Genomic DNA, 26,003 nt, shown 5'->3' with positions numbered 1-26,003 from the left:
CGACGGCGCGAGAGCAAGCGAGCGGGATCAATGAGGCGCAGTCGCGCAGTTCGGCCGATGTCCCGAAGGACGATGCCGTCGACGCTGCCCGATAGAATTAGCGTGTCAGTCACATTCAGGCACCTCATCGCAACGACATTTAACGCTCGGCGATACAGACTCGGTGCCGCATATATCGAATTGGAGCACCACCGTGTCGTCTGCAATCCCCGAGAAGCCAGCACTCGAAGGCCTCGAAGAAAAATGGGCACCCCAGTGGGAAGCCAACGGCACCTACCAGTTCGATCGCGACGCAGCACTGGCCGCGGGTTCGGCGGAACTCTTTTCCGTCGACACTCCCCCGCCGACCGCGTCAGGTAGCCTGCACATCGGACACGTGTTCAGCTACACCCACATGGACCTGGTCACAAGGTTCCAGCGGATGCGCGGCAAGCACATCTTCTACCCCATGGGGTGGGACGACAACGGTCTTCCGACCGAACGCCGGGTGCAGAACTACTACGGAGTTCGCTGCGACCCCACACTCGCCTATGACCCCGACTTCACCCCGCCGCTGCAGGGTGGAGACAACGCCTCATCCAAGGCCGCAGACCAGCTGCCGATCTCGCGTCGCAACTTCATCGAACTGTGCGAGACCCTCACCGCCGAAGACGAGAAGCAATTCGAGGATCTGTGGCGCCAGCTCGGGCTGAGCGTCGACTGGAAGCTCACCTACCGCACCATCGGCCGCGAGGCGCAGCTGGCCGCTCAGCGTGCCTTCGTGCGCAACCTGGGTCGCGGCGAGGCGTACCAGGCCGAGGCTCCGACGCTGTGGGACATCACGTTCCGCACCGCGGTCGCCCAGGCCGAACTCGAAGACAAAGAGCAGCCCGCCGCCTACCACCGCCTCGCGTTCCACCGCCCCGCTTCTGATTCGCACAGTGGCGAAGACATCTTCATCGAGACGACCCGCCCCGAACTGCTCGCCGCCTGCGTGGCGCTGGTCGCGCATCCTGATGACGAGCGCTACCAGGCGTTGTTCGGATCGACCGTCACCACCCCCGTCTTCGGAGTGGAAGTGCCGGTCGTGTCCCACCACCTCGCCCAGAAGGACAAGGGCTCTGGCATCGCCATGATCTGCACCTTCGGTGACGTGACCGACGTGGTGTGGTGGCGTGAACTCGACCTGCCCAACCGCACGATCATCGGTGCGGACGGCCGCATCGTCGCCGATGCGCCGGAGGCCATCGAGTCGGATGCCGCCAAAGCCGCCTACGCGGAACTCGCCGGCAAGACGGTCTTCAGCGCCAAAGCGAAGATGGTCGAGCTGCTCAAGGCCAGCGGAGAGATGATCGGCGACCCACGCCCGATCACGCACTCCGTGAAGTTCTTCGAGAAGGGTGACAAGCCGCTCGAGATCATCTCCACACGCCAGTGGTACATCAAGAACGGTGCCCGCGATGCCGATCTGCGCGCCCGCCTCGTCGAAGCCGGCAAGCAGATCGGATTCACGCCGGACCATATGCGCGTGCGCTACGAGAACTGGGTCGGCGGCCTTACCGGCGACTGGCTCATCTCACGCCAGCGATTCTTCGGGGTACCGATCCCGGTCTGGTACCACCTCAACGCCGACGGCACCAAGGGCGAACCCATCGTGCCGTCGGAAGAACGACTGCCCGTCGACCCGTCGAGTGATGTGCCGGAGGGGTTCACCGAAGCCGACCGCGGCGTCACCTTCGTGGGCGAGCTCGACATCATGGACACCTGGGCGACCTCGTCCCTCACCCCGCAGATCGCCGGCGGCTGGGTGACGGATCCCGAGCTGTTCGACCTCGTGTTCCCCTATTCGCTCCGCAGCCAGGGCCAGGACATCATCCGCACCTGGCTGTTCTCGACCGTGCTGCGGGCCGAGCTCGAAGAGGGCACGGTGCCCTGGAAGAACGCGGGGATCTCGGGCTTCATCGTCGACCCTGACCGCAAGAAGATGTCGAAGTCCAAAGGCAATGTCGTGACGCCGAAAGGCATGCTCGACGATCACGGATCCGACGCGGTGCGCTACTGGGCAGCATCCAGCCGACTGGGCACCGACGCTGCATTCGACCCGCAGAATCCGAAGCAGATCAAGATCGGCCGCCGACTGGCCATCAAGGTGTTGAACGCCGCCAAGTTCGTGTATTCGTTCCCGGACGCCGCCGGAGCCGTCACCGTCCCCCTCGATGTCGACATGCTCGCCGAACTGAACTCGGTGATCGAGACCGCGACGAAGGCGCTCGACGAGTTCGACCACGCGAAGGCACTCGAGGTCACCGAGAAGTTCTTCTGGACCTTCTGTGACGACTACCTCGAACTCGTCAAGGAGCGCGCGTACGGTGCGGGAACTCCCGAGGCGCACGCCAGTGCCACCACGGCGCTGCGCACGGCCATCGACGTGCTCCTGCGACTGCTCGCTCCGTATCTGCCGTTCGCCACGGAAGAGGTGTGGAGCTGGACCCACGAGAATTCGGTGCACAATGCGACCTGGCCGACGACGTCGGACACCGCCGTGACAGCGGCTCCCACGGGCCTGCTGGGCTCGGTAAGTGCCGCGCTGATCGGTATCCGCCGCGCCAAAACCGATGCCAAGGCCTCGCAGAAGTCAGACGTGACGAGCGCGACGATCGCGGGCCCCGCGATGCTCGAACTCGCGATAGACGATCTTTCTGCCGTCGGCCGCATCGCCAGCGTAGAGTTCGTGGAATCAGAGTCGATCGAGGTGCGCGACATCGTGCTGGCCGAGGTCGCTGAGTAGCCGACGGAAGGCGTTCGATGACCGAGGTCCGAGACATCCACGAAGTCGACCGAGATGCGTGGCGCCGGCTGTTCGCCGACTATGGCGCGTTCTACACGACGCAGTTCAGCGCGGCGACGCTCGACGGCGTATGGGCGTGGCTGATGGATGCCGAGTCCGATGTCTGCGCGGTCGTCGCCGTCGACCAGGGCGAGGTCGTGGGTTTCGCGCACTACCGTCAGCTGCCCGACACGTTCACCGCCAGCACTGAGTGGTACCTCGACGACCTGTACGTGCAGCCGGAGTCCCGCGGTGCCGGCGCCGCGACAGCCCTGATCGACGCCGTAGCAGAGCGGGCCGCCTCAGATGGTGGAGGAACCCTGCGGTGGATCACCGCAGCGGATAACACCGCGGCTCAGTCTGTGTACGACAAGATCGCGACCCGCACGAGCTGGGTCACCTACGAGAAGCAGACCTGATGCAGTTGGGAACCCGCTGGGGCCTCGGCGACGAACCACCAGCGCGATTGGCCGAGAACGTGATCGCCGCGATCCGCGAGGTCGAGGCCGAGATCGGCGAGCGACAGGGCTGGCGCTGGACCCTGACATGGCTGGAAAGCCGACCCGTCGTGGAGCTCGACGACGGCACGACTATCCGCCAGGGGCACGACGGAACCGCGACCATCGAGCAGGTCGACTAGGAGCGTCACGCCGTTGCGATGATTTCCCCGTGGGGCATCGCGAGCCAGCCTTCCTCGGTGTCGGCCCACGTGCGCCATGCGCGACTGATGGCCTCGAGTTCAGTTCGTGTGGCGATGCCCTTGCCCATCGCGTCCGCCGCGAACGCCGACTGCAGCACCCTCGCTTCCCACATGCTCCCCCACCATTCGCGGTCGGTGGCGTCGGAGAAGTTCCAGATGGATGCCGTCGTCGCGATCTCGGTGAACCCGGCTTGCAGCGCCCAGGCTTTCAGGCGCCGGCCCGCGTCCGGCTCGCCACCGTTGCTGCGGTGCACCAGTTCGTAGACGCGCAACCATTCGTCGAGCCCGTGCGACTGCGGGTGGATGATCACCCCGGCGTAATCGACATCACGAGCCGCGACGAGCCCGCCCGGTTTCACCACACGACGCAGTTCCCTCAGCACAGCGACGGGGTCGGCAACGTGCTGGAGCGTCTGGTGGGCGTGGGCGATGTCGAACGTGTCATCCTCGAAGGGCAGCGAGTACGCGTCGCCCACGATGAACTCGAGGTTCGGGCGCTCGAACCCCCGTGCTGACGCGATGACCTCGGCCGAGGCATCCACCCCTACAACTCGACCGGGAGCCAGCGTGTCGGCGAACTCGACGGTGATCGTCCCGGGGCCACAGCCTACGTCGAGCAGCGACAGACCCGAAGTGAGCCGCGGCGCGAGGTACGCGGCCGAGTTGGCGATCGTGCGCCAGGTGTGCGATTTCAGCACGCTCTCGTGGTGACCGTGAGTGTATCTCTCCTGTGAGCTCATTGCCCGATCGTATTCCCGCTGCGGAGGCTGCGCCGAGCGCCGTCCCGTTGTGCGGGTGCCGCGAGCATTTCCGCGACGTTCTCAGAACTGAGCGGCGCACACTCGAGGGGCCCACAGTCGACGCTGCCCATAGGGTGGATGGATGACGAATCCCTTCTTCGAACCGAGCACCCTCCCCTTTGGGATGCCGCCCTTCGCCAGCATCCAGGACGCTGACTATCGGCCGGCTTTCGATAAGGGCATGGCCGACCAGCTCGCCGAGATCAGCGCGATCACGAGGCGACGCGACATGCCGACGTTCGAGAACACGATGATCCCACTGGAAAAGAGCGGCCAGCTGCTCGAGCGCGTCGCGACCGTCTTCTTCAACAAGACCTCTGCCGATGGCAACGAGTTCACGAGCGAACTCGAGGAGGAACTGGCGCCGCTGCTCTCGGCCCACGCAGACGCGATCCGGCTGGATGCCCAGCTCTACTGGCGCATAAAGACCCTGTTCGACCAGCTCGACACCCTCGAACTCGACGCGGAGTCGCGCTACCTCGTCGAGCGCTACTACGCGGAATACACCATCGCCGGTGCCGCTCTCGATGACGCAGAGAAAGAGATACTGCGCGACCTGAACCAGCGGCTGTCCTCCCTGAACGCGCGGTTCGAGAAGAACCTCCTCGCCGACACCAACGAACTCGCCGTCGTGATCGACGACGTCGCCGAGCTCGACGGCCTGGAGGCCGGTGAGATCTCTGCCGCGGCGGAGGCCGCGAGGGAGCGGGGGCTGGATGGCTACCTCATCACTCTCATCCTCCCCAGCGGCCAGCCCGTGCTCTCCGCACTGACCAACCGCGACGTCCGCGCCCGCGTCATGGCCGCATCGATGAAGCGCGGAAACCGAGGCGGCCAATGGGACAACTCGCAGCTCGTGCTCGACATCACGCGACTGCGCGCTGAACGCGCTGCACTGCTCGGCTTCGAATCGCACGCGGCGTGGGTGATCGCGGACGAAACTGCCAGGACGCCAGCCGCAGTCGCCGCAATGCTCGGAAGGCTCGCGCCACCTGCTGCGCGCAACGCGCTGGCGGAACAGGCCGAGCTCGAGGCCCTGGCCGGGCATCCGATCGAGGCCCACGACTGGGCGTTCTACAGCGAGAAAGTGCGGAAAGCGACCTACGACGTCGATACCGCCCAGATGCGGCCGTATTTCGAGGCCGAGCGCGTGCTGCAGGACGGCGTGTTCTTCGCCGCCACGAAGCTCTACGGCGTGACCTTCAGCGAACGTCCTGATATCACGGCGTACCACCCCGATGTGCGGGTCTTCGAGGTGACCAACGAGGACGGCACGGCGGTCGGGCTCTACACGCTCGACCTGTACACGCGCGACTCGAAGCGCGGCGGGGCCTGGATGAACTCGCTCAACTCGCAATCCGAGCTGATGGGGCATCCTGTCATCGTCACCAACAACCTCAATGTGCCCAAGCCGGCCGCAGGCGAGACCACGCTGCTGACCTACGACGAGGTCAACACGCTGTTCCACGAGTTCGGGCACGCGCTGCACGGACTGTTCGCGCGGGTAACGTATCCGCGGTTCTCAGGCACGAACACGTTCAGGGACTTCGTCGAGTTCCCGAGCCAGGTCAATGAGATGTGGATGCTCTGGCCCGAGGTTCTCGCGAATTACGCCGTGCACTACCAGACCGGCGAACCGATGCCGCAGGAGTTCGTCGACAAGGTCCAGGCGTCCTCGGCCTTCAACGAAGGATTCGCGACCTCCGAATACCTCGCGGCCGCGATACTCGACCAGGCCTGGCATGCCATCGCGGCGGATGCGGCGGTGGCCGATGTCGCCGAATTCGAGGCTGCAGCGCTTGCCGCCGCCGGGCTGGACAACGCGGCCGTTCCGACGCGTTACTCGAGCACCTACTTCCAGCACATCTTCGCGAACTCAGCGTATGACGCCGGCTATTACTCGTACATCTGGAGCGAAGTGCTCGACGCAGACACCGTCGACTGGTTCAGGGAGAACGGTGGCCTCACCCGTGACAACGGTGATCGCTTCCGGCAGAGGCTGCTCGGTGTCGGCGGATCCAAGGATCCCCTCGAGGCGTTCCGCGACTTCCGCGGTCGTGATGCCGAGATCCAGCCGCTGCTCGACCGCCGCGGACTGAACTAAGCGCCCAGCCCAACTAGCGGCCAGCGAGACTAGACGCCCAGCGAGACTGTCGCGCCGAGCTCGCGCAGGGTCCTGGTCTTCGATGAAAGGTCGGGGCCCTGCGGAGCGATGATCACTTCGTCAGCACCGGTTGCGGTGACGAGGTCGTCGATGCGACTGGTGACGAGGCCGAGATCCCCTACCGCCTGGTGGGAGTTGCGCTCGGCGACCCAGTCGAGTTCCGCGGTGCTCCATGGGTGGGCTTCCGCCTCCGCGAGTGAGGGGATGCGGTCAGGGCGGCCGCCCTGGCGCATCCGCAGGAACATGAGCGCGTTCGGCAGCGCGAGACGTTCGGCTTCTGCCGTTGAATCCGCGACGAGTGCAGAGACCGACACCATCGCGTGCGGCTCTTTCAGGATGACTGACGGGGTGAACGACGAGCGGTACATCTCGAAGGCGCGCAGGGTGTTCGGCCCACCGGCGAAGTGGTGCGCGAAGGTGAAGGGCAGGCCCATAAGCCCGGCGAGCCTCGCGCTGAAATCGCTCGAGCCCAGCAGCCACAGTTCCGGCGAATCGCCGAGGCCCGGGGTTGCCGTGATCCTGGATCCGATGCCGTTGTCGAGCGGTGGAATCGTTCCGAACCACGCAAGCAACTCGATCACCTGCTGGGGAAAGTCATCCACACTGTCGGGACCGGCACCGCGACGCAGGACCGACGACGTGAGCCCGTCACTTCCGGGGGCGCGACCGAGTCCGAGGTCGATGCGGTCGCCGTAGAGCGCGACGAGGGTTCCGAACTGTTCGGCGATGACGAGCGACGCGTGGTTGGGCAACATCACGCCTCCCGAACCCACCCGGATGGTTGATGTCGCTGCCGCGATCGCCGAGATCAGCACGGCCGGTGCCGAGGATGCCACCGCGGGCATGGCATGATGCTCCGCCACCCAGATCCGACGGTAGCCCGACTCTTCAGCGACCTTCGCCGTCTCGATGGTCTGGCGCAATGCTTCTGCATTGCTCATTCCGGAATAGACGGAAGCAAGGTCGAGCACGGAGAACGGGACTGTCATACCTCGGTCAACCGACCTGGCGCACGGGGCATTCCATCACCCCGCGGATCGACGCGTCCATCCCAGCCACGCCATGACCACACCGCCCACGAGCAGCCCCCAGAATGCCGAGCCGATTCCCCCGACGACGACTCCGGATGCCACGACCAGGAAGGTCAGGATCGCGGCCAGTCGATGCCTCGGGTCTTCCAGCGCATTGACGACGCTCGAGATCAGGGCTCCCATGACCGCAAGCCCCGCGACCGCCGTGATCAGGATCGAGGGCGCTGCCGCGACGAGCGCACCGGCCAGCCCCGCGCCGAGCCCGAGCGGGATGTACAGGATTCCGTTGGTGAGGGTCGCCACCCATCGTTTATCGCGGTCGGGATGCGATTCAGGCCCGGCCATGATCGCCGCCGTGATCGCGCCGAGATTCATCGCGTGGCCGCCGAACAGGTTGGCTGCGCCCGATCCGATCCCGGAGGCCACGAGTGCGAACCTCGGCGGCGCGACGTAACCGTTGGTCGACATCACCACGAAGCCGGGCACATTCTGCCCCGCCATCGTGACGACGAAGAGCGGCAGGCCGACGCTCAGCACGATGAACGGATCAAAGGTCGGCGCAACGAAGACGAGTTGCGACACCGATGCCGTCGTCACCCAGTCGGTGCCTGCGGCGATCACGATCGAGACGATCGCCACGACCATAGCCGCCGGCACCGCCCACCTGGGCGCCAGCCTGTAGAGCACGAGCCAGACGATCACGATCGGGGCGGCGAGCAGCGGAAGGGTCGCCACGGCCTGAATCGGCGCCAGGCAGATCGGCAGCAGCACTCCTGCGAGCATGGCACTCGCGAGGGGCCTGGGAATACTCGTGATCGCCCGCCCCAGCGCCGGCCACAGCCCGCACAAGACGATGAGCACCGCGCAGACCAGGAAGGCCCCGACCGCATCCGAAAATCTGATGCCCTCTGACGCCGTGGCAAGCAGCACCGCGGCGCCGGGCGTCGACCATGCGAAAGCGAGCGGGATGCGCAGCCACAGCGCCGCGACGATATTGACGATCGCGATCGCAAGGCAGACCGCGAAGAGACCGGAGGATGCCTCGGCCGGGGATGCTCCCACTGCTATGAGCCCGGCGATCACGAGGGCGAATGAGCTCGCAAAGCCGGAAATCGCGGCGACGAATCCCGCGGAGATGGGGTGGAAAATGGCGGAACCCTCCTGAGCGAATCCCCAGCTTAGGGTGTCGGAAGGTTGTCCGTCTGACGGCGCACAGGCGGTCTTTAGGCCGACTTCTCCGCGCGGATCGCCTTGCGGGGAACGATCGTCGGCGCCGCGTTTTCGAGCACCGCAGCCTTGGTCACGATCACTCGAGCGACGTTGTCTTCAGAGGGCACGTCGAACATAATCGGCCCGAGCACCTCTTCCATGATGGCGCGGAGACCGCGAGCACCGGTCTGGCGCAGCACTGCAAGGTCGGCGATGGCTTCGAGCGCATCGGGTTCGAAGTCGAGCTCGACGCCGTCGATCTCGAACATGCGCTGGTACTGCCGGATCAGGGCGTTCTTCGGTCGGGTCAGGATGTCCATGAGCGCGACTTGGTCGAGCTGCGTGACAGTCGTGACTACGGGAAGTCGACCGATGAACTCGGGGATTAGACCGAACTTGTGGAGGTCTTCCGGCAGCACTTCGCCGAAGAGGTTCACGTCGTCGCCCTTGGTGTGCAGGGGGGCGCCGAAGCCGATGCCCTTCTTGCCCGCGCGCTGGGAGATGATCTCTTCGAGGCCAGCGAATGCTCCGGCGACGATGAACAACACGTTCGTCGTGTCGACCTGGATGAACTCCTGGTGAGGATGTTTGCGGCCGCCCTGCGGCGGAACCGAAGCGACAGTGCCCTCGAGGATCTTGAGCAGCGCCTGCTGCACGCCTTCTCCCGAGACATCCCTTGTGATGGAGGGGTTCTCGGCTTTGCGGGCGATCTTGTCGATCTCGTCGATGTAGATGATGCCGGTCTCTGCGCGCTTGACGTCGTAGTCTGCGGCCTGGATGAGCTTGAGGAGGATGTTTTCCACGTCCTCACCCACATAGCCGGCCTCGGTGAGGGCGGTGGCATCGGCGACCGCGAACGGCACGTTCAATCGTTTCGCCAGAGTCTGGGCGAGGTAGGTCTTGCCGCAACCGGTCGGACCGATGAGCAGGATGTTGGACTTCGCGATCTCGACATCGTCGATGATGTCTGCCGACGCGATCGTGTTGCGGGCGCGGATGCGCTTGTAGTGGTTATAGACGGCAACAGACAGCGCACGCTTGGCCGCCTCCTGGCCGATGACGTACTCCTCGAGGAAGGAATAGATCTCGCGCGGCTTGGGCAGGTCGAATTCGCTCGAGACCTCTTCGCCAGCCTCGGCGAGTCGCTCTTCGATGATCTCGTTGCACAGCTCGACGCATTCGTCGCAGATGTACACGCCCGGCCCGGCGATGAGCTGCTGCACCTGCTTCTGGCTTTTGCCGCAGAATGAGCATTTGAGAAGGTCTGCGCTTTCCCCGATACGGGCCATGCGAAAGTTCCTCTCCTCACATACGGCACCCGAAAAACGGGCCTTTTACTGAGCCTAACCGGTTCCGGTGACACTCTCGGGCATGAGCTACGGAATGAGACGGCGCGCCGCCATCCCCGCAGGATATGGCACGATTGTCTACACGAAGTAGAAATCGGAGCACCGGTGGGTTCGAGATGGGCGCGGGTTGCGCGCGGCACAAGTGCGGCGGGCTGTGCGACGTTCGTCGCCGCGCTGTCGCACACTCTGGCTGGTGACGCGGCTCCGAGCCTGATGGCCATCGTCACCACGCTCGTGATGTCCGCGGCGATCTGCACACTGTTCGCCGGGCGGACCCTCTCCCCGTGGCGGCTGGCCGCATCCATCGCCCTCAGCCAGGCACTGTTCCACGGAATTTTCAGCGCGCTCGGGATGCCGGTGGCCGCAGCCCACGCTCACACCGGGCTCGTTGCACCTCCGACAACGCCCGCGCTCACCCATCTTCACGCCGGCGGCGCCATGTGGATAGCCCATGCCGTGGCCGCGCTCGTCACCATCGTCGCGTTCCTCTATGCGGAGCGCGCGTTCTGGGGCATCTCCGACACCGCCCGGCTGTTCTTCGCGAGGCTGTTCGCCGCGATCGTTCCGGTCGCGACCACACCCCGCCCCACGGGAATCCGTGCGGTTCGCCGGTATGTTGCCCTTGACCTCTCAGTTCTGCTCTCGACGATGCGACACCGTGGACCGCCGGAGTTGGCTGCCGCCTAGGCAGTCATACCGCACCATCCACTTGTGTCATCGCCGGCTCCAAGCCGCGAGAATCGTCAGGAAAGAACAACCATCATGAACCGTAGAACCACGTCCGCTATTGCCATCACCGCCGGTCTCGCACTTGCTGTTGCAGCACCGCTTGCCGCAAGCGCCCATGTGTCGGTCGATCCGACGCAGGCCGTCGCGGGATCGTATGCCGTGATCACCCTCACGGTGCCCAACGAATCCGAGACGGCGGGCACCACCAGAGTCGAGGTCTCGCTCCCCACCGACACTCCTTTCACGAGCGTCAGGTATGTGCCGGTCGCCGGATGGACGGCCGAACTCGTAACAGAGACACTGCCGGAGCCCGTCACCATCGGTGAGAGCTCGATCACCGAGGCCGTCACGTCGGTCGTCTGGACGGCAGACGCCGGCTCGGAGATCGTCGCGGGTCAGCTGCAACTGTTCCCCCTGTCGGTCGGACCGGTGCCGGACACCGGGTCGGTCGTGCTGCCCACGGACCAGACCTACAGCGACGGCAGTGTCGTGAGCTGGAGTGAGACGGTCGAGGACGCCGAATACCCCGCTCCCGTGCTCTACATCAACGACGCGCCCGCAGAGGACCACCACGGTGGCGCTGCGGGAGACGAGGGCCACGACGAGGATGCCGCTGTGACCGCCGGGGCTGACGCAACCGCCTCCACCTCCGACGACGCGGCATCCATCGATGTTCTGGCACGAGTGCTCGGCATCGGTGGGCTCATAGTGGGCGTCGTCGGGCTCGTGCTCGCGTTCTCGATGCGCCGCCCGGCTGCGAAGTAATGCGGTCCACACGAACAGGTGTATTCACCGGGTTCAGGGCTGTGGGGGCACTAACCGTCGCTACTGCCCTGGTGCTGGCCATGGCCGCTCCGGCATCCGCCCACAACTATCTGGTGGCATCCACACCCGAGGAGAACAGCACGATCACCGAGGTTCCCGAAAGCTTCTCGGTCACGACCAACGAGGCGCTGCTGGACCTGTCGGGAGACGGCTCGGGATTCGCCATCGAGGTCACTGATACCGAGGGCCTCTACTACGGCGACGGCTGCGTCTCGATCGTCGACTCGACCGTAGCTGTCGGGTCCTCACTCGGCGATGCGGGCGAGTACCGGATGCTCTGGCAGCTGGTCTCCGCCGACGGCCACACGGTCTCGGGAGAGGTCGACTTCACCTGGGCACCCTCCACGGATGCCGTGACCTCGCCAGGCGCGGCGACCGCGCCGGACTGTGGGGGCGAAGGCATCGCGGCACCGCCGGAAGCCACCACGGCTCCGGTCGTCCGCGGCGACGCCAACCTCGCCGATGTGCTGTGGATCGGCGGTGCGATCGCGGCGGTGCTCGTCGCCGGCGCCGCGACGCTGTTCGTGTCGACGAGGCGCCGCAAGGACTGAGCGCCGCACCAACGACGGAAGGGCCGCCCCATCGGGACGGCCCTTCTGCGTTATGAGCGAAAATACTTAGCCCGCGGTCAACGCCGGCAGGTTCTTGCGGCTCGTGAGCACCTGGTCGATGAGACCGTACTCCATCGCCTCGGCCGCGCTGAGGATCTTGTCGCGGTCGATGTCCTTGTTGATCTGCTCCGGTGTGCGGTTCGAGTGGAACGAGAGGGTCTCCTCGAGCCACCCGCGCATGCGCAGGATCTCGCGTGCCTGGATCTCGATGTCAGACGCCTGGCTCGCGCCCTCTGAACCACCGCTGGGCTGGTGGATGAGGATGCGCGCGTTCGGCAGGGCCAGTCGCTTGCCCTTCGTTCCACCGGCCGTGATGACGGCGGCAGCGGATGCCGCCTGCCCGAGCACCACGGTCTGGATGTGGGGACGGATGTACTGCATGGTGTCGTAGATCGCCGTCATCGCGGTGAACGATCCACCGGGTGAGTTGATGTACATCACGATGTCGCGATCCGGGTCCTGGCTCTCGAGAACGAGCAACTGGGCCATGACGTCGTCGGCCGAAGCGTCGTCGATCTGCACACCGAGGAAGATGATGCGGTCTTCGAAGAGCTTCGCGTACGGGTCCTGGCGCTTGTAGCCATACGCCGTGCGCTCTTCGAACGTCGGCAGAATGTAGCGGTCGTTGGGCGTGGGCCTGGCCATGCCCGAACCGGGGAGGTTGAAGTTATCCATGATCAGTCCTTTTCGCCTGTTGCTGCCAGATTGGAGACAGCCTCGTCTGTTCCGCCGCCGCCGACGACGTCTGAAGCGAATTCGCGGAGGTGATCCACGAATCCGTACTCGAGTGCCTGCTGAGCCGTGAACCAGTTGTCACGGTCGTTGTCGATGAGCACCTGCTCGATCGACTTGCCGGTCTGCTCGGCGGTGAGCTCGGCCATCCTCTTCTTCATGTCGAGGATGACGCCAGCCTGGGTCTGGATGTCGGCTGAGGTTCCGCCGAAACCACCCGACGGCTGGTGCAACAGCACTCGCGCGTTCGGCGTGATGTAGCGCTTGCCCTTGGTACCGGACGAGAGCAGGAACTGCCCCATCGAGGCCGCGAGGCCGATTCCCACGGTGACGATGTCGTTCGGCACGAACTTCATCGTGTCGTAGATCGCCATGCCCGCGGTGATCGAACCACCGGGCGAGTTGATGTACAGGAAGATGTCTCGCTTCGGGTCCTCCGCTGCAAGCAGCAGGATCTTCGCGCAGATCTCGTTGGCGTTTTCGTCACGCACCTCTGAGCCAAGCCAGATGATGCGGTCCTTGAGGAGTTGGTCGAAGATGCTTGAGACCAATGCCGGTTGGGCCATTGTGTGCGCTCCGTCTGTTTCTAATCGGTGTTGTGATGTCGCTTGGTTCGAATCTACTGGAGCGCGTCAGCCCAGATGGCGGTGTTCGCCGTGGGCAGATAGCGGAGCGTCGCGCGCCCTCCCCCGCACCCTTCGGAAATTCAGGAACTCGGGAGTGGTGGATGCCGCGGCAGCGGGTATTCGGACTGTCCTGCGCCGACATTCCTGAATTTCCGAAAGGTGGCCGGAACGACGAAGGGCCCGCCACCGAGGTGACGGGCCCTGTCGAAGTTGGACTATTTGTGGTCGTGACCGAAGTGCTCGTGGCCGGCCTTACGACCGTGCGAGTCCTTCTGGTCGTGACCGTGGTCGTCACTGGAACCGTCGAGGTCTGCGGCGGTGATCTCGTCAGAATCATCGTTCTCGTCGCCGAGAGCCGACGCGGTGAACGGAGACACGTCGATCTCCTTGCCCTTCGAGTCGACGACCTTTGCCTTGCCGAGCACGACAGCGAGAGCCTTGACGCGGGCGACTTCGGCGATCATTCCGGGGATCTGGCCGTTCTGCTGCAGCACCTGGATGAACTCGCCGGGCTCCATGCCGTACTGCTGGGCACCCTGGATGAGGTAGTTGGTGAGCTCGTTCTGGCTGACCTTGACATCCTCGGCCTCGACGATCGAGTCGAGCAGGATCTGCGTGCGGAACGTCTTCTCGCTCGACTCGGTGACCTCGGCGCGGTGCTCGGCGTCGTCGAGACGGTTCTCGTTCTCGAGGTGGCGGTGCACCTCGTCTTCGACCAGCTTCGGGGGGACGGGGATCTCGACCGACTTGAGCAGCTCGTCGACGATCTGGTCGCGGGCCTGTGCGCCCTGGCCGAAGACCTTCGACTTGGCGACCTGCTCCTTGATGTCTGCCTTCAACTCCTTGATGGTGTCGAACTGGCTGGCGATCTGGGCGAAGTCGTCATCGGCCTCGGGAAGCTCGCGCTCCTTCACGGCGAGCAGCGAGACGGTGATGAGGGCGGTCTCGCCCTCGTGGTCACCGCCGAGCAGGGTCGACTCGAAAGTGGTGGTCTCGTCGGCACTGAGGCTGTCGAGCGCTTCGTCGATGCCCTCGATGAGCTCGCCGGATCCGACCTCGTACGAGATGCTCGTCGCGGAGTCGACCTCGTTGTCACCGATCTTCGCGACCAGGTCGAGCTGGGCGAAGTCGCCCTTCTTGGCCGGGCGGTCGACGGTCACGAGGGTTCCGAAGCGGCTGCGCAGGGCATCCAGCTCGTCCTTGACATCGTCGGCCGTGACCTTGGCCTCGTCGACGGTCAGGGTGAGGCCGTCGAGCGACGGGAGGTCGAACTCGGGGCGCACGTCGACCTCGATGACGATCTCGAGGTCACCGCTGAAGTCCTTGACCTCGGGCCAGGTCTTGACGTCTGCCTCCGGGCGACCGAGCACGCGGATCTTCTCGTCGGTAACGGCCTGGCGGAAGAACTTGTCAAGGCTCTCGCTCACGGCGTGATTCAGGATCTCTTCGCGGCCCACGCGCTGGTCGAGCAGCTGCTGCGGGATCTTGCCCTTGCGGAAGCCGGGGATGTTGACCTGTGAGCCGATGTGCTCGTAGGCATGCGCGATGCTCGGCTTGAGCTCGTCGGGGGTCACTGCGATGTTCAGCTTGACGCGGGTGGCGGTGAGCTTCTCAACCGTGGTCTTCACGTTGTGGTTCTCCTGTAGATCGTGGGGGGAAGTGCTGTCGGGGCGACAGGATTCGAACCTGCGGCCTCTCGGTCCCAAACCGAGCGCTCTACCAAGCTGAGCTACGCCCCGGACGTCGGCCACCCTCGAGTCGTATCTGAAACGAAAATGGCCTCGGCAAGTCTAGCGCGCTGAGCGCGGCACAACCGCCTACTCCGCTGCGAGCACGATCACCCTGTCACCCGGGCCGAATGTCACGCGGTCGGTCTTCAGCGGGTTGACGTGCACGCCGTACGCTTGCGCGCTGTTGCGCGCCTGTGACCCGATGCGGTAGCCGATCGCGGTCTGACCACGACGACGGGCTGCCTCAAGCACAGTGTAGAAGTCGACGCTCATCCCCGCAGTGATGTAGTTCTCGGCGGGGTTGAGGTAGACCTCGCTCCCCGCACTGCTGAACAGGGTGCCGAACACGTCCATGAGAAGTCGGTTCTCCGACACCTGCGACAGCAACAGGCTGATCAATTTGTCGCTCACGATGAAATCGTCGGCGTTGGTGACCTCGGCGAGCTCGCGATTGCGGTCATCCAGCATCTCGCTCACGATGTTCAGGTCTGCGTCGGTGCTGTCTTCTATGGCCCGAAGCTGCAGCAGGGTGATGAGCGTCCTGCTGTCTGCTCGTTGCGCGTCGAGAGCGTCACGATAGGCCAGCACGATGATGTGGTCGTATCCGTCGACCCGAAGGGCGTCGAGCGCCGTCCGGCTGGAGGCGTCGCCCCGCGTGAAGGTCACAACGAGATTGTCGAACGAGCCGAAGAGTGGAGTGTCGACGTCGGCGAGTACGGTGACGGTCGAGCCTGCTGCCACGTATTCATCGAGTTCACGGAGCATGCCGGGCAGTCCCGCGTTGTACCCGAGCACAAGAGTGCGTTCCGGCCGAGGAGGCTCAGGATGCACGGCGCTGAGTGCCGACTCATCGACGGAACCTGCAGGCGCCAAAGCAATGGTGCTGTCGTCTTCCGCGATGACGATCAGGCTGTCACCGAATTCGTAGATCGTGTCTGGCGTCGGGTTGAGATTCACGATCCCCCCTTTGACGATGCCCATGACCGACGAGGTCGCAAACGCGAACTGGGTATCGGAATACGACATCCCGTGGAGTGTCGGCTGCTCAGTGAAGTAGATCTCGTCACCATCGAAGTCGAGGAGCTCGGAGTACACGACGCTCAACCCGCTTTGCCGACAGCTCTGCACGGTGATGCGTCCGATGAGGTCGGCACCGAGGATCCAGTGAGCTTCGTCTTTACCGACGAGCCTCGCAGCTTCGAGGTTCGATGCCTGTTCGATCTCGCCGACTATGTGGTAGCTGCCTTCGCGGCGGCGCGGATTGTTGGTGATGGCGAGCGCGGTCTTGATGACATCGGAATCGGGGTCGGAGCTACCGTCGGGAGCAAGGAGGATGATGCTCCTGGCTGTGTGTGGATTACTGATTTCGAGATCGCCGAGATCCATCGGGTCTCCCGTGCGGCAGATGATCTTCGTCGTGCCTGTCGCGCCCAGCTTGGCGAAGATCTCGTCCTCCATCTCGACCTTGTCCCTGTCGGCAAGAATCACGATGGACGCTTTCTTGCGCGACTCGTTGGCGATCACGATCTCGGACAGGATCGGAAAAATCTTGCTGCTCCAGCCCAGGATCAGGGTGTGGTCGGTCTCGAGCACTCGCGAGCGGCCCTTTCGCAGGTCCTCGACCTTGGAATCGAACGCACCGGAAATGATGCCGATCAGGCTTGCCACGATGATGAGGCCGCCGACAGTGATGATGAGCATCAGAATGCGGAACAACCATCCCGTGTCTCCTCCCATGGTTCCCGGGTCCAGGGTGCGCATCAGGTTGCCCCAGAGCGTGTCGGCCGGATTCGTCGTCGGGTCGTCGTTGGGGTAGATGCCGAACAGGGTGAACAACGACACCAGACCGAACACCACGAGCACGAGCACGACCGTGGCGAGGCCGAGCAGCGCGATCAGAGCGACAGGGCCACGAGACATCCACTGGTCGAACCAGTACCGAAAACGCTCGCGAACCGTGGGCTTGTTCATGGATTCTCCTGCTGGGAAAGGTGCAGTGTGCGCACGCACGGACGACTGGCACGGACGACTGGCACAGTCGTCTGGCACAAGAGTGGCACGGCAGGGGGCGACCACCAGCGGGAAACAGACACCCAGTTCAGGGGTGGGTGGACGGCACCACTCGTTCGGTCAGGTACACTTGTCCACGGCTCTTCGGTCGCAGTGCGGCCGGAATCCGGGGATGTAGCTTAATGGTAAAGCCTCAGTCTTCCAAACTGATGACCGGAGTTCGATTCTCCGTATCCCCTCCATATCGTTGATCTCCACACGGAGTCAGCCCACGACGGGCTTGCCGCTATCCCACCTCAACTCGAGCACGTTCATGCCTCGGTACGAGTACGCGGCATCCCAGGAATGAAACACGATCCGGTCCGTGCCGTCTGGCGCAATGACGATGTCCTGACCGCCGGGACCGAGGTACTGCTGGTCCGTCAGGTCAGTAGTCAGGAGCGGCCCGGCGGCTTTCCTGTATGGCCCGGTCAGGGACGGGGCGGTCGCGTACCCCGTGGCGTACTGGTCTCCCCCGTAGTCGTTCGCGGAATAGAACAACACGTACTCGCCGTCGTGTCGCACGATCACCGGCGCCTCGATGAGAGTGCCCTCCCATGGCTCAGTCGTCGTCAGCAGCTTCACCGGATCCCCCGCCAACGAGAGCCCGTCGGCAGTGAGCGGCGACAGTTGAAGCCAGGTGTCGAGTTCGCAGCAGTTACCGTCGTTCTTCCACACGAGGTAGGGCGCTCCATCCGAGTCGACGAAGCTTGCCGCGTCGATGGCCCCACCCTCGTCCAACGGGCAGATCAGGGGCGTCGGCGAATCCGAAACGAACGGCCCGTCGGCGGCATCCGACACCGCGACTCCTATGCATTGTCGACCCGACGATGCATCCGTCGCTGTGAAGTACAACGCGAACCGGCCATCCGGCAACACCGCGACATCGGGTGCCCAGGTGCGGCCGGTATCGGCCCACTCGGGCAGGTCGGGGAACACATCATCGGATGCCACGTCCCAGGTCTCCAGGTCGGTCGATGTGGCGAACTGCACGTTTACTGCCCTCGAGTTCGTGGCATATGCATAGTAAACACCGTCCACCTCGATCACATCGGGGTCCGGAAAATCCTGGTCGATCACGAACTGGGCAGGATCAGTCGCACCGTCGTCCGCTGCGTCTGACGAAGCGGCGGAGCATCCCGCAAGCAGGATTGCGGCAACCGCACCCAGAGACGCCACGCCCAACCCCCGACGTGAGCTCATCCCTTCACCCCCGAGTTGGCCACGGATTCGACGATCTGCTTCTGCGCGATGGCGAACAGGATGAGGACGGGCACCGACGCGATCACGGCACCGGCCATCACGATGCTGAAGTGCGTCGAATACGTGCCCTGCAGTTGTGACAGCCCCGGCTGCAGCGTCAGATTCTCGGGGCTGAGCAGCACGTAGATCGGCCAGAGAAAGTCATTCCAGTTCCCGAGAAAGCTCAGGATGGCCAGGGTCGCGAGAGCCGGTCGCGCCAGGGGCAGGATGATCTGACTGAAGATCCTGAAGTCCCCGGCACCGTCGATGCGCGCTGCCTCCTCGAACTCCAGCGGCAGGTTGATGAAAAATTGACGCAGGAAGAAGATGCCGAATGCACCGGCCGCACCGGGAATCGTGATCGCCCAGATGGTGTCGAGCCAACCGAAGTTCTGCACGATCAGATAGTTCGGGATCAGGAAGATCACCGGCGGTACCAGCAGGGTGCCGATGATGACGCCGAACACGATCTTCTTTCCGCGGAACTCCAGCCGTGCAAGCGCGTACGCGCCGAGTGAGGCCGTGACGAGGATGATCACCGTCTGCAGGCTGGCGGCCAGGAAACTGTTGAGCAGCCACAGGAAGATGGGCTGCTGCCCTCCGGCGAGCGTGCTGTATGCCTCGGTCGAGGCTGGATCCGGCACGATGGAGTATGGATTCGAGATCACATCGCCGTCGGTCTTGAACGAGGTGATGAAGACCCACACGAGAGGCAGGATGATCGCGAGTGCCACGAAGATCAGCACGGCATAGATTCCCGCCGTCCTGGCCGCCACGCCTCGAGGTCGTCGCCTGGTTATCGTCATCGAAGACATACCTACCCTGACTTCTCGCGCTGGACGCGGAAATTGATCACGCTGATGATGGCGAGGATGGCGAACAGGATGTAACTCATCGCCGCGGCCGGCGCCATGTTGTCCTGCGACAGGCCCTGGTCTGAGATGTACATGATCGCGGTGCGGGTGGCATTGGCCGGCCCGCCCTTGGTGAGCAGGTACGACTGGCCGAACATGTTGGCAGACGCGAGGATCGTCGTGGTGCTGACAAACAGCATGACGGGACGCAGGCCAGGCAGGGTGACGCTCCAGAACTTCCTGAACACTCCGGCGCCGTCGAGCGACGCAGCTTCATAGAGATCCGGATTGATGGATTTCAAGCCAGCCAGCAGGATGACGGCGTTGAAGCCGAGGGTCCACCACACCGTGACAAGCACGAGCGACACCCAGGCCCACGGCACATCGACGGTCCAGGGGATGTTGTCCGGGAGACCGATCAACCCCAGGATGTGGTTCAACATGCCGGACTGGGTGTCGAGCAGGTACTTCCAGATGACGCCGATGACGGCAACGCCCAGCACGTACGGCGCAAAGAAGATCGCCCTGAACGCCGAGCCACCGCGGATGTTGTTGTTCAGCAGGATGGCGGTCAGCATCGGAATGATGAGCAGGCACGGCACACTCAGCACTGTGAAGATGCCGGTCGCGCCCATACTCTGCCAGAAGTCGCTGAAGGTGATCGATCCGGGGGTGACGAGATCGATGTAGTTCTTCAGTCCGACGAAATTCTGCTCATCTTTGTAGGGGCTCCAGTCCGTGACGCTGATCCACAGGCCGAAAATCGCCGGCGTGACCACGAAAATCGTGAAGAGCGCCAGGAATGGGGCGAGGAACAGGTAAGCGATACCCGTTCGCCGCCGAACTCCCGACGTCCCGACGAGTGAACGCCGGGACGTCGGGATGACGGGAGCGAGACTAGTCACCGTATTTTGCCGCGTTCTGCTCGAGGATCGCGTCAGCCTGCCTGGCTGCATCGTCGAGAGCCGCCTGCGGCGACTTCTTCCCGGTCAACGCTTCGTTGAGGGCGGTCGTGATCAGTGCGTTCGCGGCGGTGATCCCGGGAGCGCTTGTCTCGTAATGCGCATACGGAAGTGAGTCGAGGAACGGCTTGAGGTTCGGGTACGTCTCGATGAGGGCTGGGTCATTGCGCACGTCGTTGGCGGCGGGAAGCTCGCCGGTCTCAGCCCACCCTGCCGAGTTCTCGTTCATCCACTTCACAAAAGTGGCTGCAGCAGCCGTCTTGTCCTGGTTCTGGCCCTTGTTATTCAGGAACATCCAGTGGGTCGAGCTCGACCAGACGGCCTTCTCTGTTCCGATCTGCGGCACCGGGGCAACGGTCCAGTCGATCTGGTTGAACGACTCGTTGGTCGTCTGCCACACGCCGTTCCAGTTGTATGCCGTCTCACTCGACAACAGCCCCTTGATGTTGCCATCCTGGGCGACGTTCGGCGGGCTGTAGCCCTGATCGATGAGGTCGGTCATGTGGGTGAGCGCTTGAACACCGGCATCCGAGTTGAACGTCGATTTCGTGACGTCGTCGTTGTAGAGGTCGCCCCCGAACTGCCACACCAGCGACTGGAACTCGAAGGTGCCCGTGAACACGTAACCGTCGACCCATTCGCCCGCGATGCCAGCGCCCTTGAGAGTCTCGAGCGCCGCCATGTAGCTCTCTTTATCAGTGGGCACTACGGCGGGGTCGATACCGGCAGAGCGGAGTACATCGTTGTTGACGTACAGCCCTAGCGGGGTGACGCTCCACGGGATGCCGTACTGGTCACCCTGATAGGCGCCGGCCTCCATGAGGCCTTCGGGGAAATCGTCAGCCGAGTAACCGAGTGCATCGACGATGTCGTCGGCCCCGAGCAGCAGGCCCTGGGCAGCGTAGGTGGCGATGTCATCCCCGTGACCGACGGCGACATCGGGACCCTTCCCCGCCTTCACCGCGAGCGGCATCTTCTTGGCGATGTCTCCCCACTCCTGCGGAACGTTCTTCACCTCGATGTTGTCGTGCTCCGAGTTGAACTTCTCGATGAGCTTGGGCACGAGCACGGGAGCCGCGCCGCCCGTCCAACCGTTCCAGAACGTGATCGAGACTTTCGGTCCGGCGTAGTCTTCGCCAGGAACTGCGCCTGAACCCGAGCCGCCAGCCGAGCCCGCGCAACCGGCGAGGACGATTCCGACGCCGAGTGCCAGCGTGGCCGCGATCGCCCTGCGTGCGATGCCCTTATTCATCCGTACTCTCCTTTGAGTTGGTCGCTGCTGCGACATATCTGGGTGCATCACTCGGCGCCGTCACGGCTGTGACGCGATGTTCCGAGAGAGTTCTTCAAATTTACAGCGCTAGAAGTCTGGAGGTCAAGTCTGCAATCTTTCCTGCGGTGGAATGGAACGTGGTCACGCGCGATAGTCTCGGATATCGTCGGCGCAGACCCGAATACTGCGGCTGACCACCAGCGATGGAGGAAGAATGGCCGGAGTCCGACTGCAGGATGTCGCTGAGCGCGCGGGCGTCTCGATGAAGACCGTCTCCAATGTGGTGCACCACCATCCCCATGTGTCCGCCTCCATGCGCGAAAGAGTGCAACGGGCAATCGATGAGCTCGGATACCGCCCCAACGCGCTCGGCCGCCAATTGGCGACGGGTCGCACCGGACTGCTCGCCCTGGCCTTTGCCGACGTGCGTCTGCCGTACTTTTCCGAGCTCGCCAACCTCGTCTCGCGTATCGCCGAGACCACGGGCACCGGGTACCGGCTGCTGCTCGAAGAGACCGAGGGAACCCTGGAGGGGGAACGCGCCGTCCTGTCGACCAGCGAGGCGGGGCTGGTGGACGGGATGTTGTTCCAACCCGCTCAGATCTCGGCCAGGGAGATCGCCGAACGACACGGTGATCTTCCGATAGTGCTGCTCGGAGAGGGTTCAGCACCGCTCACCATGGACAAAGTGATGATCGACAACGTCGCAGCTGCAGCAGCGGCCACACGGCATATCGCGGCGCTCGGACGTAAACGTATTGCGTTCCTCGGGCACGAAGCCCAGGCCCTGTCGTCGACATCCAGACTGCGGATCCTCGGCTATCAGGAGGGGCTCGAGCAATCGGGGCTCGTCGCCGAACCCGCGATGCTGATCGCGAGTGATGCGGTCTCGCCGACCGCATCGGCCCGGTCGCTCGGGGCGGCGCTCGACTCCGGACTGAGAATAGATGGACTGGTGTGCCGCGACGATCTTGCTGCCATGGGGGCTTTGCGCGCCCTTCACGAGCGCGGAATCAGCATCCCCGACGACGTCGCGGTCGTGGGCTGGGACAACATCGCGTTCACCGAGACCACATTCCCCAGCCTCACGACGGTTGCGCCGAATCTCGATCAACTCGCCCGGGTCGCCCTCGACATGCTGGTTGAACGCATCGCTGGCTTCGACGGGCTCGGTCGACACCGGGTCGTGGATTTCGAGCTCGTGGTGCGCGAGAGTGCTCCCGCTCCACTCCTCGCCTCGCCGCCGCTCGACGATGCCGAGTTTACAGCGCGGTAAATTGCCTGCATGATATGGGTATGAGCAGCGACGCCTACGACCATGACCCTGTCGACTTCAGGGCCAGCATCCAGGACGGGCGATATCCAAGACCGCAGCTGGTGCGGCCCGACTGGTGTGACCTGCAAGGACCATGGGGATTCGCGTTCGACGATCACGACGAAGGCCTCGACGCCAGATGGTTCGTCGACAACGTGTTCGACCGCACGATAGTCGTCCCGTTCCCGTTTGAGTCCGAGGCGTCGGGCATCCACGATCCCGGCTTTCATCCCGTCGTCTGGTATTCGCGCACCCTGAGCGGCGACGATCTCAGCGAGTCCGGATTTCTCGTGGCCGATGGCATCGCCGAGCGACGCCTCCACCTGAACTTCGGAGCCGTCGACTACCGTGCCATGGTCTGGATCGATGAGACCTTCGTCGGTAGCCATGAGGGGGGCCAGTCACCGTTCTCCTTCGACATCACCGCGGCACTCGATCACGATCGCCATGAGCACACACTCGTCGTTCGAGCCGAAGACGACCCTGCCGATGTGACCCAGCCACGCGGCAAGCAGGACTGGCGCGCCGAGCCCCACTCGATCTGGTATCACCGCACCTCGGGAATCTGGCAACCGGTGTGGCTCGAATCGACTGCAGCAACATCGATACAGCTCATCCACTGGGTTCCTGATCTCACGAACGGCACCGTCGATGCTCGCGTCGATCTCAACCGCACCCCCTCGGCCGGCTCCACCGTGTCGATCACTCTGCGTTTCGAAGGTCGGGTGATCGCCGAGCTCACCGTTCCCGCAGTCTCCGCAGGCATAGTCGGCGTGGTGCAGATCGCCGAACAGCGCAACGGTCAGGCCTGGGACGAGCTGCTCTGGTCACCCGAGCACCCGAGGCTGATCGATGCAACGGTCGCCCTGACCGATGGCACCGGTCACGCAATCGACGTCGTCTCGTCCTATCTCGGCCTGAGGTCGGCCCGCGCGAGCGATCGACGATTCATTCTCAACGACAGGCCATACTTCGTGCGGTCGGTTCTCAATCAGGGATACTGGCCCCAATCTCATCTGGCGAGCCCGACACCTGACGCGCTTCGGCAGGATGTCGAACTGACCAAACAGCTGGGATTCAATGCGACACGACTGCATCAGAAGTTCGAAGATCCCCGATTTTTCTACTGGGCTGATCGTCTCGGGTTGTTGGTCTGGGCAGAAGCTCCCGGAGCGTTCGAGTTCAGCAGCGTTGCGGCGACACGACTGATGACCGAGTGGATGTCGGTCATGGAGCGGGATATCTCGCATCCATCGATCGTCACCTGGGTTCCGCTCAATGAGAGCTGGGGTGTGCAGCACATCGAACACTCCCCCGAGATGCAGGCATTTGCCCGCGCTCTGGTGGCGATGACTCGCGCCCTGGATGGCTCGCGCCCCGTCATCTCGAATGACGGTTGGGAACACGTCGACTCAGACATCATCAGCGTTCACGACTACGAGGCTTCCGGCGCTGTGCTGCGCGCACGCTACCTCGATGATGCCGCCCAGGATCGGCTACTGGAGGGCCATGGTCCGGCGGGGCGTCGAGTGGTGCTGGATGGCCAGGAGATCGGAGATCGCCCGGTGATGTTGACCGAGTTCGGTGGCATCTCCTTCGCTACGAACTACTCAGACGCTGATGCGTGGGGATATTCGAGCGCTACAGGCACAGACGACTACCTGCAGCGGCTCGAGGCTGTCGTCGGTGCTCTCGATGACAGCACGTTCCTCGCGGGATTCTGTTACACCCAGCTTGCAGACACCCTGCAGGAGACCAACGGACTGTTGGCCGACGACCGCACGCCCAAGGCACCGCTCGGGGCGCTGAGGGCGATCATCGCTCGCTCGAACTGAAGCGGTCAGCGGATCGCCGCGACCACGGCCATCCTGGCGGTGTCGCCCTCCGGCATCGGCAGGATCGGGTAGTTGTGGAGCATGCCCTGGCCCTGGTAGTAGTCGATTTCGAGTCCGGCGTCGGCAGCGAGCGGCAGGAACCGGATTGCGTCGGCGTGCACGATGTCTCGCGTGCCACTGAACATGGTGATGGGCCCGAGCCCCGTCAGGTCGCCGTGGATGGGGCTCACCCGCCAGTCCCCCTCCCCCAGCTCGTCACGGTACAGTCCGCCCGCAGCGTGGGTCCCTGGCACAGCGAGCCAGGGGTCGGTCGGCGCGATGACGGCGAGCATCGGATCGGTTCCGCTGATGTCGAGCCAGGGCGCGATGAGCACGATCCTGTGCAGCGGGGGCAGTTCGCGGTCGCGCAACTCCATCGCCACCGCGAGCGACATCCCTCCGCCTGAGGAATCCCCGATGATGCTGAGATTCTCGGCTCCGACCTCGGCCATGACCGACGCGGCGAGGTCAGCCACGGCGGGAACTATCACGCTCGCGGTGCCCGTCGGCGCGAGCGGCATGATCGGCACGATGACCGTGATTCCCGCTTCGACAGCGAGCTTCGCCACGAAGTTCCAGTGCACAGGGTCGATCTCGTACACGTAGCATCCACCGTGCAGGAAGATCGCCCTCGTGGTGGGCTGCCTGCCTTTCGGCGACACATAGTGAACCGGCCAGCCGTTGACGTCTCGTCGGGTGATGTCGACCTTCGACGCTAATCGCGCCGGCGGTGTGAAGGATTTCGGATGCCGCTGCAATCGCGCGACGTCGTCGAGCGTGCGCTGGGCAGTGCTGAAACCGCGCTTCGAACCCCGGAGGGTGATGATGAGCGGCGCGAGCCTGCTCATCAGACTCGGCACGGCGGTCAGCCGTCGATGCGCTTCAGGACGTGGATGGGGATGAACACCCCGAGGCTGCTCAGGAGGATTCCGCCGAGGAAGACGATGAACTCGGCTCCCTCCACGTAGAACGCCGAACCCATGACGTACAGGCCCAGGACGAAGAGGCCCAGCGAGATGATGAAAGCGACGATGTTCACGATCCCATAATAGCTGCGACGTCCCCGCCCTCCGGCACGCCATGGCCGACATTCCCCAGTTCGGGGGCGATGTGACCAATATT

The 26,003-nt window shown here is 63.9% G+C and carries 23 protein-coding genes and 2 tRNA genes; 10 read left to right on the top strand and 15 right to left on the bottom strand.

Annotation, left to right across the window (positions count from 1 at the left end; translation table 11 throughout):
• Window positions 1–193 precede the first annotated feature (193 nt).
• Genes valS through IWX81_RS01270 form a run of 3 tightly spaced genes read left to right on the top strand, consistent with a single transcriptional unit; the run spans window position 194 to window position 3,446 of the window.
• Complete coding sequence (valS, locus tag IWX81_RS01280) at window positions 194–2,767, top strand: valine--tRNA ligase (protein WP_334592577.1); 2,574 nt, start codon at window positions 194–196, stop codon at window positions 2,765–2,767.
• 17 nt (window positions 2,768–2,784) lie between these two features.
• Window positions 2,785–3,225 carry a GNAT family N-acetyltransferase gene (locus IWX81_RS01275; protein ID WP_199279471.1) on the top strand — a complete coding sequence of 147 codons (441 nt, stop codon included), beginning with the start codon at window positions 2,785–2,787 and terminating at the stop codon, window positions 3,223–3,225.
• Entirely contained in the window at window positions 3,225–3,446 is a 222-nt protein-coding gene (locus IWX81_RS01270; RefSeq protein WP_199279470.1) for a hypothetical protein, read from the top strand. Before IWX81_RS01275 ends, IWX81_RS01270 begins: the two co-directional genes overlap by 1 nt.
• A gap of 5 nt (window positions 3,447–3,451) precedes the next feature.
• On the opposite strand, the gene IWX81_RS01265 is transcribed toward IWX81_RS01270, so the two are convergent.
• Window positions 3,452–4,246: a methyltransferase domain-containing protein gene (locus IWX81_RS01265; protein WP_199279469.1), complete on the bottom strand. Its 795-nt coding sequence runs from the start codon at window positions 4,244–4,246 to the stop codon at window positions 3,452–3,454.
• Window positions 4,247–4,388: 142 nt separating this feature from the next.
• On the opposite strand from IWX81_RS01265, the gene IWX81_RS01260 reads away from it, so the two are divergent.
• On the top strand, window positions 4,389–6,410 hold the full coding sequence (locus tag IWX81_RS01260; protein WP_199279468.1) for a M3 family metallopeptidase: 2,022 nt from the start codon (window positions 4,389–4,391) through the stop codon (window positions 6,408–6,410).
• Between the two features lie 29 nt (window positions 6,411–6,439).
• Here IWX81_RS01260 and IWX81_RS01255 read toward each other — a convergent pair whose 3' ends face one another.
• The 3 genes from IWX81_RS01255 to clpX all read right to left on the bottom strand — a co-directional run bounded on the left by IWX81_RS01255 (window position 6,440) and on the right by clpX (window position 9,999).
• Window positions 6,440–7,459, bottom strand: coding sequence for an LLM class flavin-dependent oxidoreductase (locus IWX81_RS01255; RefSeq protein ID WP_334592573.1), 1,020 nt, complete (start codon window positions 7,457–7,459; stop codon window positions 6,440–6,442).
• Window positions 7,460–7,495: 36 nt separating this feature from the next.
• Complete coding sequence (locus tag IWX81_RS01250; RefSeq protein ID WP_334593306.1) at window positions 7,496–8,638, bottom strand: benzoate/H(+) symporter BenE family transporter; 1,143 nt, start codon at window positions 8,636–8,638, stop codon at window positions 7,496–7,498.
• Between the two features lie 86 nt (window positions 8,639–8,724).
• Complete coding sequence (clpX, locus tag IWX81_RS01245; RefSeq protein WP_199279466.1) at window positions 8,725–9,999, bottom strand: ATP-dependent Clp protease ATP-binding subunit ClpX; 1,275 nt, start codon at window positions 9,997–9,999, stop codon at window positions 8,725–8,727.
• A gap of 165 nt (window positions 10,000–10,164) precedes the next feature.
• Between clpX and IWX81_RS01240 the strand changes: the two genes are divergently transcribed.
• The 3 genes from IWX81_RS01240 (at window position 10,165) to IWX81_RS01230 (ending at window position 12,164) form a co-directional block, all read left to right on the top strand.
• Window positions 10,165–10,746 carry a hypothetical protein gene (locus IWX81_RS01240; RefSeq protein ID WP_199279465.1) on the top strand — a complete coding sequence of 194 codons (582 nt, stop codon included), beginning with the start codon at window positions 10,165–10,167 and terminating at the stop codon, window positions 10,744–10,746.
• Window positions 10,747–10,821: 75 nt separating this feature from the next.
• Complete coding sequence (locus IWX81_RS01235) at window positions 10,822–11,553, top strand: YcnI family copper-binding membrane protein (RefSeq protein WP_199279464.1); 732 nt, start codon at window positions 10,822–10,824, stop codon at window positions 11,551–11,553.
• Between the two features lie 41 nt (window positions 11,554–11,594).
• Entirely contained in the window at window positions 11,595–12,164 is a 570-nt protein-coding gene (locus IWX81_RS01230) for a copper resistance CopC family protein (protein WP_334592570.1), read from the top strand.
• 66 nt (window positions 12,165–12,230) lie between these two features.
• Here the strand turns inward: IWX81_RS01230 and IWX81_RS01225 are convergent, their stop codons facing one another.
• From IWX81_RS01225 to IWX81_RS01205, 5 genes are all read right to left on the bottom strand, one after another.
• A complete protein-coding gene (locus IWX81_RS01225; RefSeq protein ID WP_199279462.1) occupies window positions 12,231–12,899 on the bottom strand; it encodes an ATP-dependent Clp protease proteolytic subunit in 669 nt (222 codons plus the stop codon).
• Between the two features lie 2 nt (window positions 12,900–12,901).
• A complete protein-coding gene (locus tag IWX81_RS01220; RefSeq protein WP_199279461.1) occupies window positions 12,902–13,522 on the bottom strand; it encodes an ATP-dependent Clp protease proteolytic subunit in 621 nt (206 codons plus the stop codon).
• A gap of 275 nt (window positions 13,523–13,797) precedes the next feature.
• Window positions 13,798–15,210 carry a trigger factor gene (tig, locus tag IWX81_RS01215; protein ID WP_199279460.1) on the bottom strand — a complete coding sequence of 471 codons (1,413 nt, stop codon included), beginning with the start codon at window positions 15,208–15,210 and terminating at the stop codon, window positions 13,798–13,800.
• Window positions 15,211–15,247: 37 nt separating this feature from the next.
• Window positions 15,248–15,321 (bottom strand) — tRNA-Pro (locus IWX81_RS01210).
• A gap of 78 nt (window positions 15,322–15,399) precedes the next feature.
• Window positions 15,400–17,283, bottom strand: a complete 1,884-nt coding sequence (locus IWX81_RS01205) for a CASTOR/POLLUX-related putative ion channel (protein ID WP_199279459.1) — start codon at window positions 17,281–17,283, stop codon at window positions 15,400–15,402.
• A gap of 207 nt (window positions 17,284–17,490) precedes the next feature.
• On the opposite strand from IWX81_RS01205, the gene IWX81_RS01200 reads away from it, so the two are divergent.
• A tRNA-Gly gene (locus IWX81_RS01200) sits at window positions 17,491–17,564 on the top strand.
• 22 nt (window positions 17,565–17,586) lie between these two features.
• Here the strand turns inward: IWX81_RS01200 and IWX81_RS01195 are convergent.
• From IWX81_RS01195 to IWX81_RS01180, 4 genes are read right to left on the bottom strand one after another with little or no spacing between them, the layout of a single operon-like run.
• Window positions 17,587–18,564, bottom strand: a complete 978-nt coding sequence (locus IWX81_RS01195; RefSeq protein WP_199279458.1) for a glycoside hydrolase family 43 protein — start codon at window positions 18,562–18,564, stop codon at window positions 17,587–17,589.
• On the bottom strand, window positions 18,561–19,409 hold the full coding sequence (locus IWX81_RS01190) for a carbohydrate ABC transporter permease (protein WP_334592565.1): 849 nt from the start codon (window positions 19,407–19,409) through the stop codon (window positions 18,561–18,563). Before IWX81_RS01190 ends, IWX81_RS01195 begins: the two co-directional genes overlap by 4 nt.
• A gap of 11 nt (window positions 19,410–19,420) precedes the next feature.
• Window positions 19,421–20,362 carry a carbohydrate ABC transporter permease gene (locus tag IWX81_RS01185; RefSeq protein ID WP_334592563.1) on the bottom strand — a complete coding sequence of 314 codons (942 nt, stop codon included), beginning with the start codon at window positions 20,360–20,362 and terminating at the stop codon, window positions 19,421–19,423.
• On the bottom strand, window positions 20,355–21,671 hold the full coding sequence (locus tag IWX81_RS01180; RefSeq protein WP_199279455.1) for an ABC transporter substrate-binding protein: 1,317 nt from the start codon (window positions 21,669–21,671) through the stop codon (window positions 20,355–20,357). The genes IWX81_RS01185 and IWX81_RS01180 overlap by 8 nt, the downstream gene beginning before the upstream one ends.
• Window positions 21,672–21,906: 235 nt before the next feature.
• Between IWX81_RS01180 and IWX81_RS01175 the strand changes: the two genes are divergently transcribed.
• Entirely contained in the window at window positions 21,907–22,968 is a 1,062-nt protein-coding gene (locus tag IWX81_RS01175; RefSeq protein ID WP_199279454.1) for a LacI family DNA-binding transcriptional regulator, read from the top strand.
• A 20-nt stretch (window positions 22,969–22,988) separates the two neighbouring features.
• Complete coding sequence (locus tag IWX81_RS01170; RefSeq protein ID WP_199279453.1) at window positions 22,989–24,842, top strand: glycoside hydrolase family 2 protein; 1,854 nt, start codon at window positions 22,989–22,991, stop codon at window positions 24,840–24,842.
• 5 nt (window positions 24,843–24,847) lie between these two features.
• Here IWX81_RS01170 and IWX81_RS01165 read toward each other — a convergent pair whose 3' ends face one another.
• Entirely contained in the window at window positions 24,848–25,741 is an 894-nt protein-coding gene (locus tag IWX81_RS01165; RefSeq protein ID WP_199279452.1) for an alpha/beta hydrolase, read from the bottom strand.
• Between the two features lie 5 nt (window positions 25,742–25,746).
• On the bottom strand, window positions 25,747–25,920 hold the full coding sequence (locus tag IWX81_RS01160; RefSeq protein WP_199279451.1) for a hypothetical protein: 174 nt from the start codon (window positions 25,918–25,920) through the stop codon (window positions 25,747–25,749).
• Window positions 25,921–26,003 lie beyond the last annotated feature (83 nt).

This window comes from Salinibacterium sp. CAN_S4, assembly GCF_015752305.1.
In the GTDB taxonomy this organism is placed as follows: Bacteria; Actinomycetota; Actinomycetes; order Actinomycetales; family Microbacteriaceae; genus Rhodoglobus.
The sequence above is the reverse complement of the archived record's forward strand: the minus strand, read 5'-3'. Positions and strand labels throughout refer to the sequence as shown.

What these genes read in the sequence shown, in the direction of transcription:
- IWX81_RS01275 (WP_199279471.1), top strand. Translation starts at nt 2,785, where the DNA reads ATGACCGAGGTCCGAGACATCCACGAAGTCGACCGAGATGCGTGGCGC.
- IWX81_RS01270 (WP_199279470.1), top strand. Translation starts at nt 3,225, where the DNA reads ATGCAGTTGGGAACCCGCTGGGGCCTCGGCGACGAACCACCAGCGCGA.
- IWX81_RS01265 (WP_199279469.1), bottom strand. Translation starts at nt 4,246, where the DNA reads ATGAGCTCACAGGAGAGATACACTCACGGTCACCACGAGAGCGTGCTG.
- IWX81_RS01260 (WP_199279468.1), top strand. Translation starts at nt 4,389, where the DNA reads ATGACGAATCCCTTCTTCGAACCGAGCACCCTCCCCTTTGGGATGCCG.
- IWX81_RS01255 (WP_334592573.1), bottom strand. Translation starts at nt 7,459, where the DNA reads ATGACAGTCCCGTTCTCCGTGCTCGACCTTGCTTCCGTCTATTCCGGA.
- clpX (WP_199279466.1), bottom strand. Translation starts at nt 9,999, where the DNA reads ATGGCCCGTATCGGGGAAAGCGCAGACCTTCTCAAATGCTCATTCTGC.
- IWX81_RS01235 (WP_199279464.1), top strand. Translation starts at nt 10,822, where the DNA reads ATGAACCGTAGAACCACGTCCGCTATTGCCATCACCGCCGGTCTCGCA.
- IWX81_RS01225 (WP_199279462.1), bottom strand. Translation starts at nt 12,899, where the DNA reads ATGGATAACTTCAACCTCCCCGGTTCGGGCATGGCCAGGCCCACGCCC.
- IWX81_RS01220 (WP_199279461.1), bottom strand. Translation starts at nt 13,522, where the DNA reads ATGGCCCAACCGGCATTGGTCTCAAGCATCTTCGACCAACTCCTCAAG.
- IWX81_RS01205 (WP_199279459.1), bottom strand. Translation starts at nt 17,283, where the DNA reads ATGAACAAGCCCACGGTTCGCGAGCGTTTTCGGTACTGGTTCGACCAG.
- IWX81_RS01195 (WP_199279458.1), bottom strand. Translation starts at nt 18,564, where the DNA reads ATGAGCTCACGTCGGGGGTTGGGCGTGGCGTCTCTGGGTGCGGTTGCC.
- IWX81_RS01190 (WP_334592565.1), bottom strand. Translation starts at nt 19,409, where the DNA reads ATGACGATAACCAGGCGACGACCTCGAGGCGTGGCGGCCAGGACGGCG.
- IWX81_RS01180 (WP_199279455.1), bottom strand. Translation starts at nt 21,671, where the DNA reads ATGAATAAGGGCATCGCACGCAGGGCGATCGCGGCCACGCTGGCACTC.
- IWX81_RS01175 (WP_199279454.1), top strand. Translation starts at nt 21,907, where the DNA reads ATGGCCGGAGTCCGACTGCAGGATGTCGCTGAGCGCGCGGGCGTCTCG.
- IWX81_RS01170 (WP_199279453.1), top strand. Translation starts at nt 22,989, where the DNA reads ATGAGCAGCGACGCCTACGACCATGACCCTGTCGACTTCAGGGCCAGC.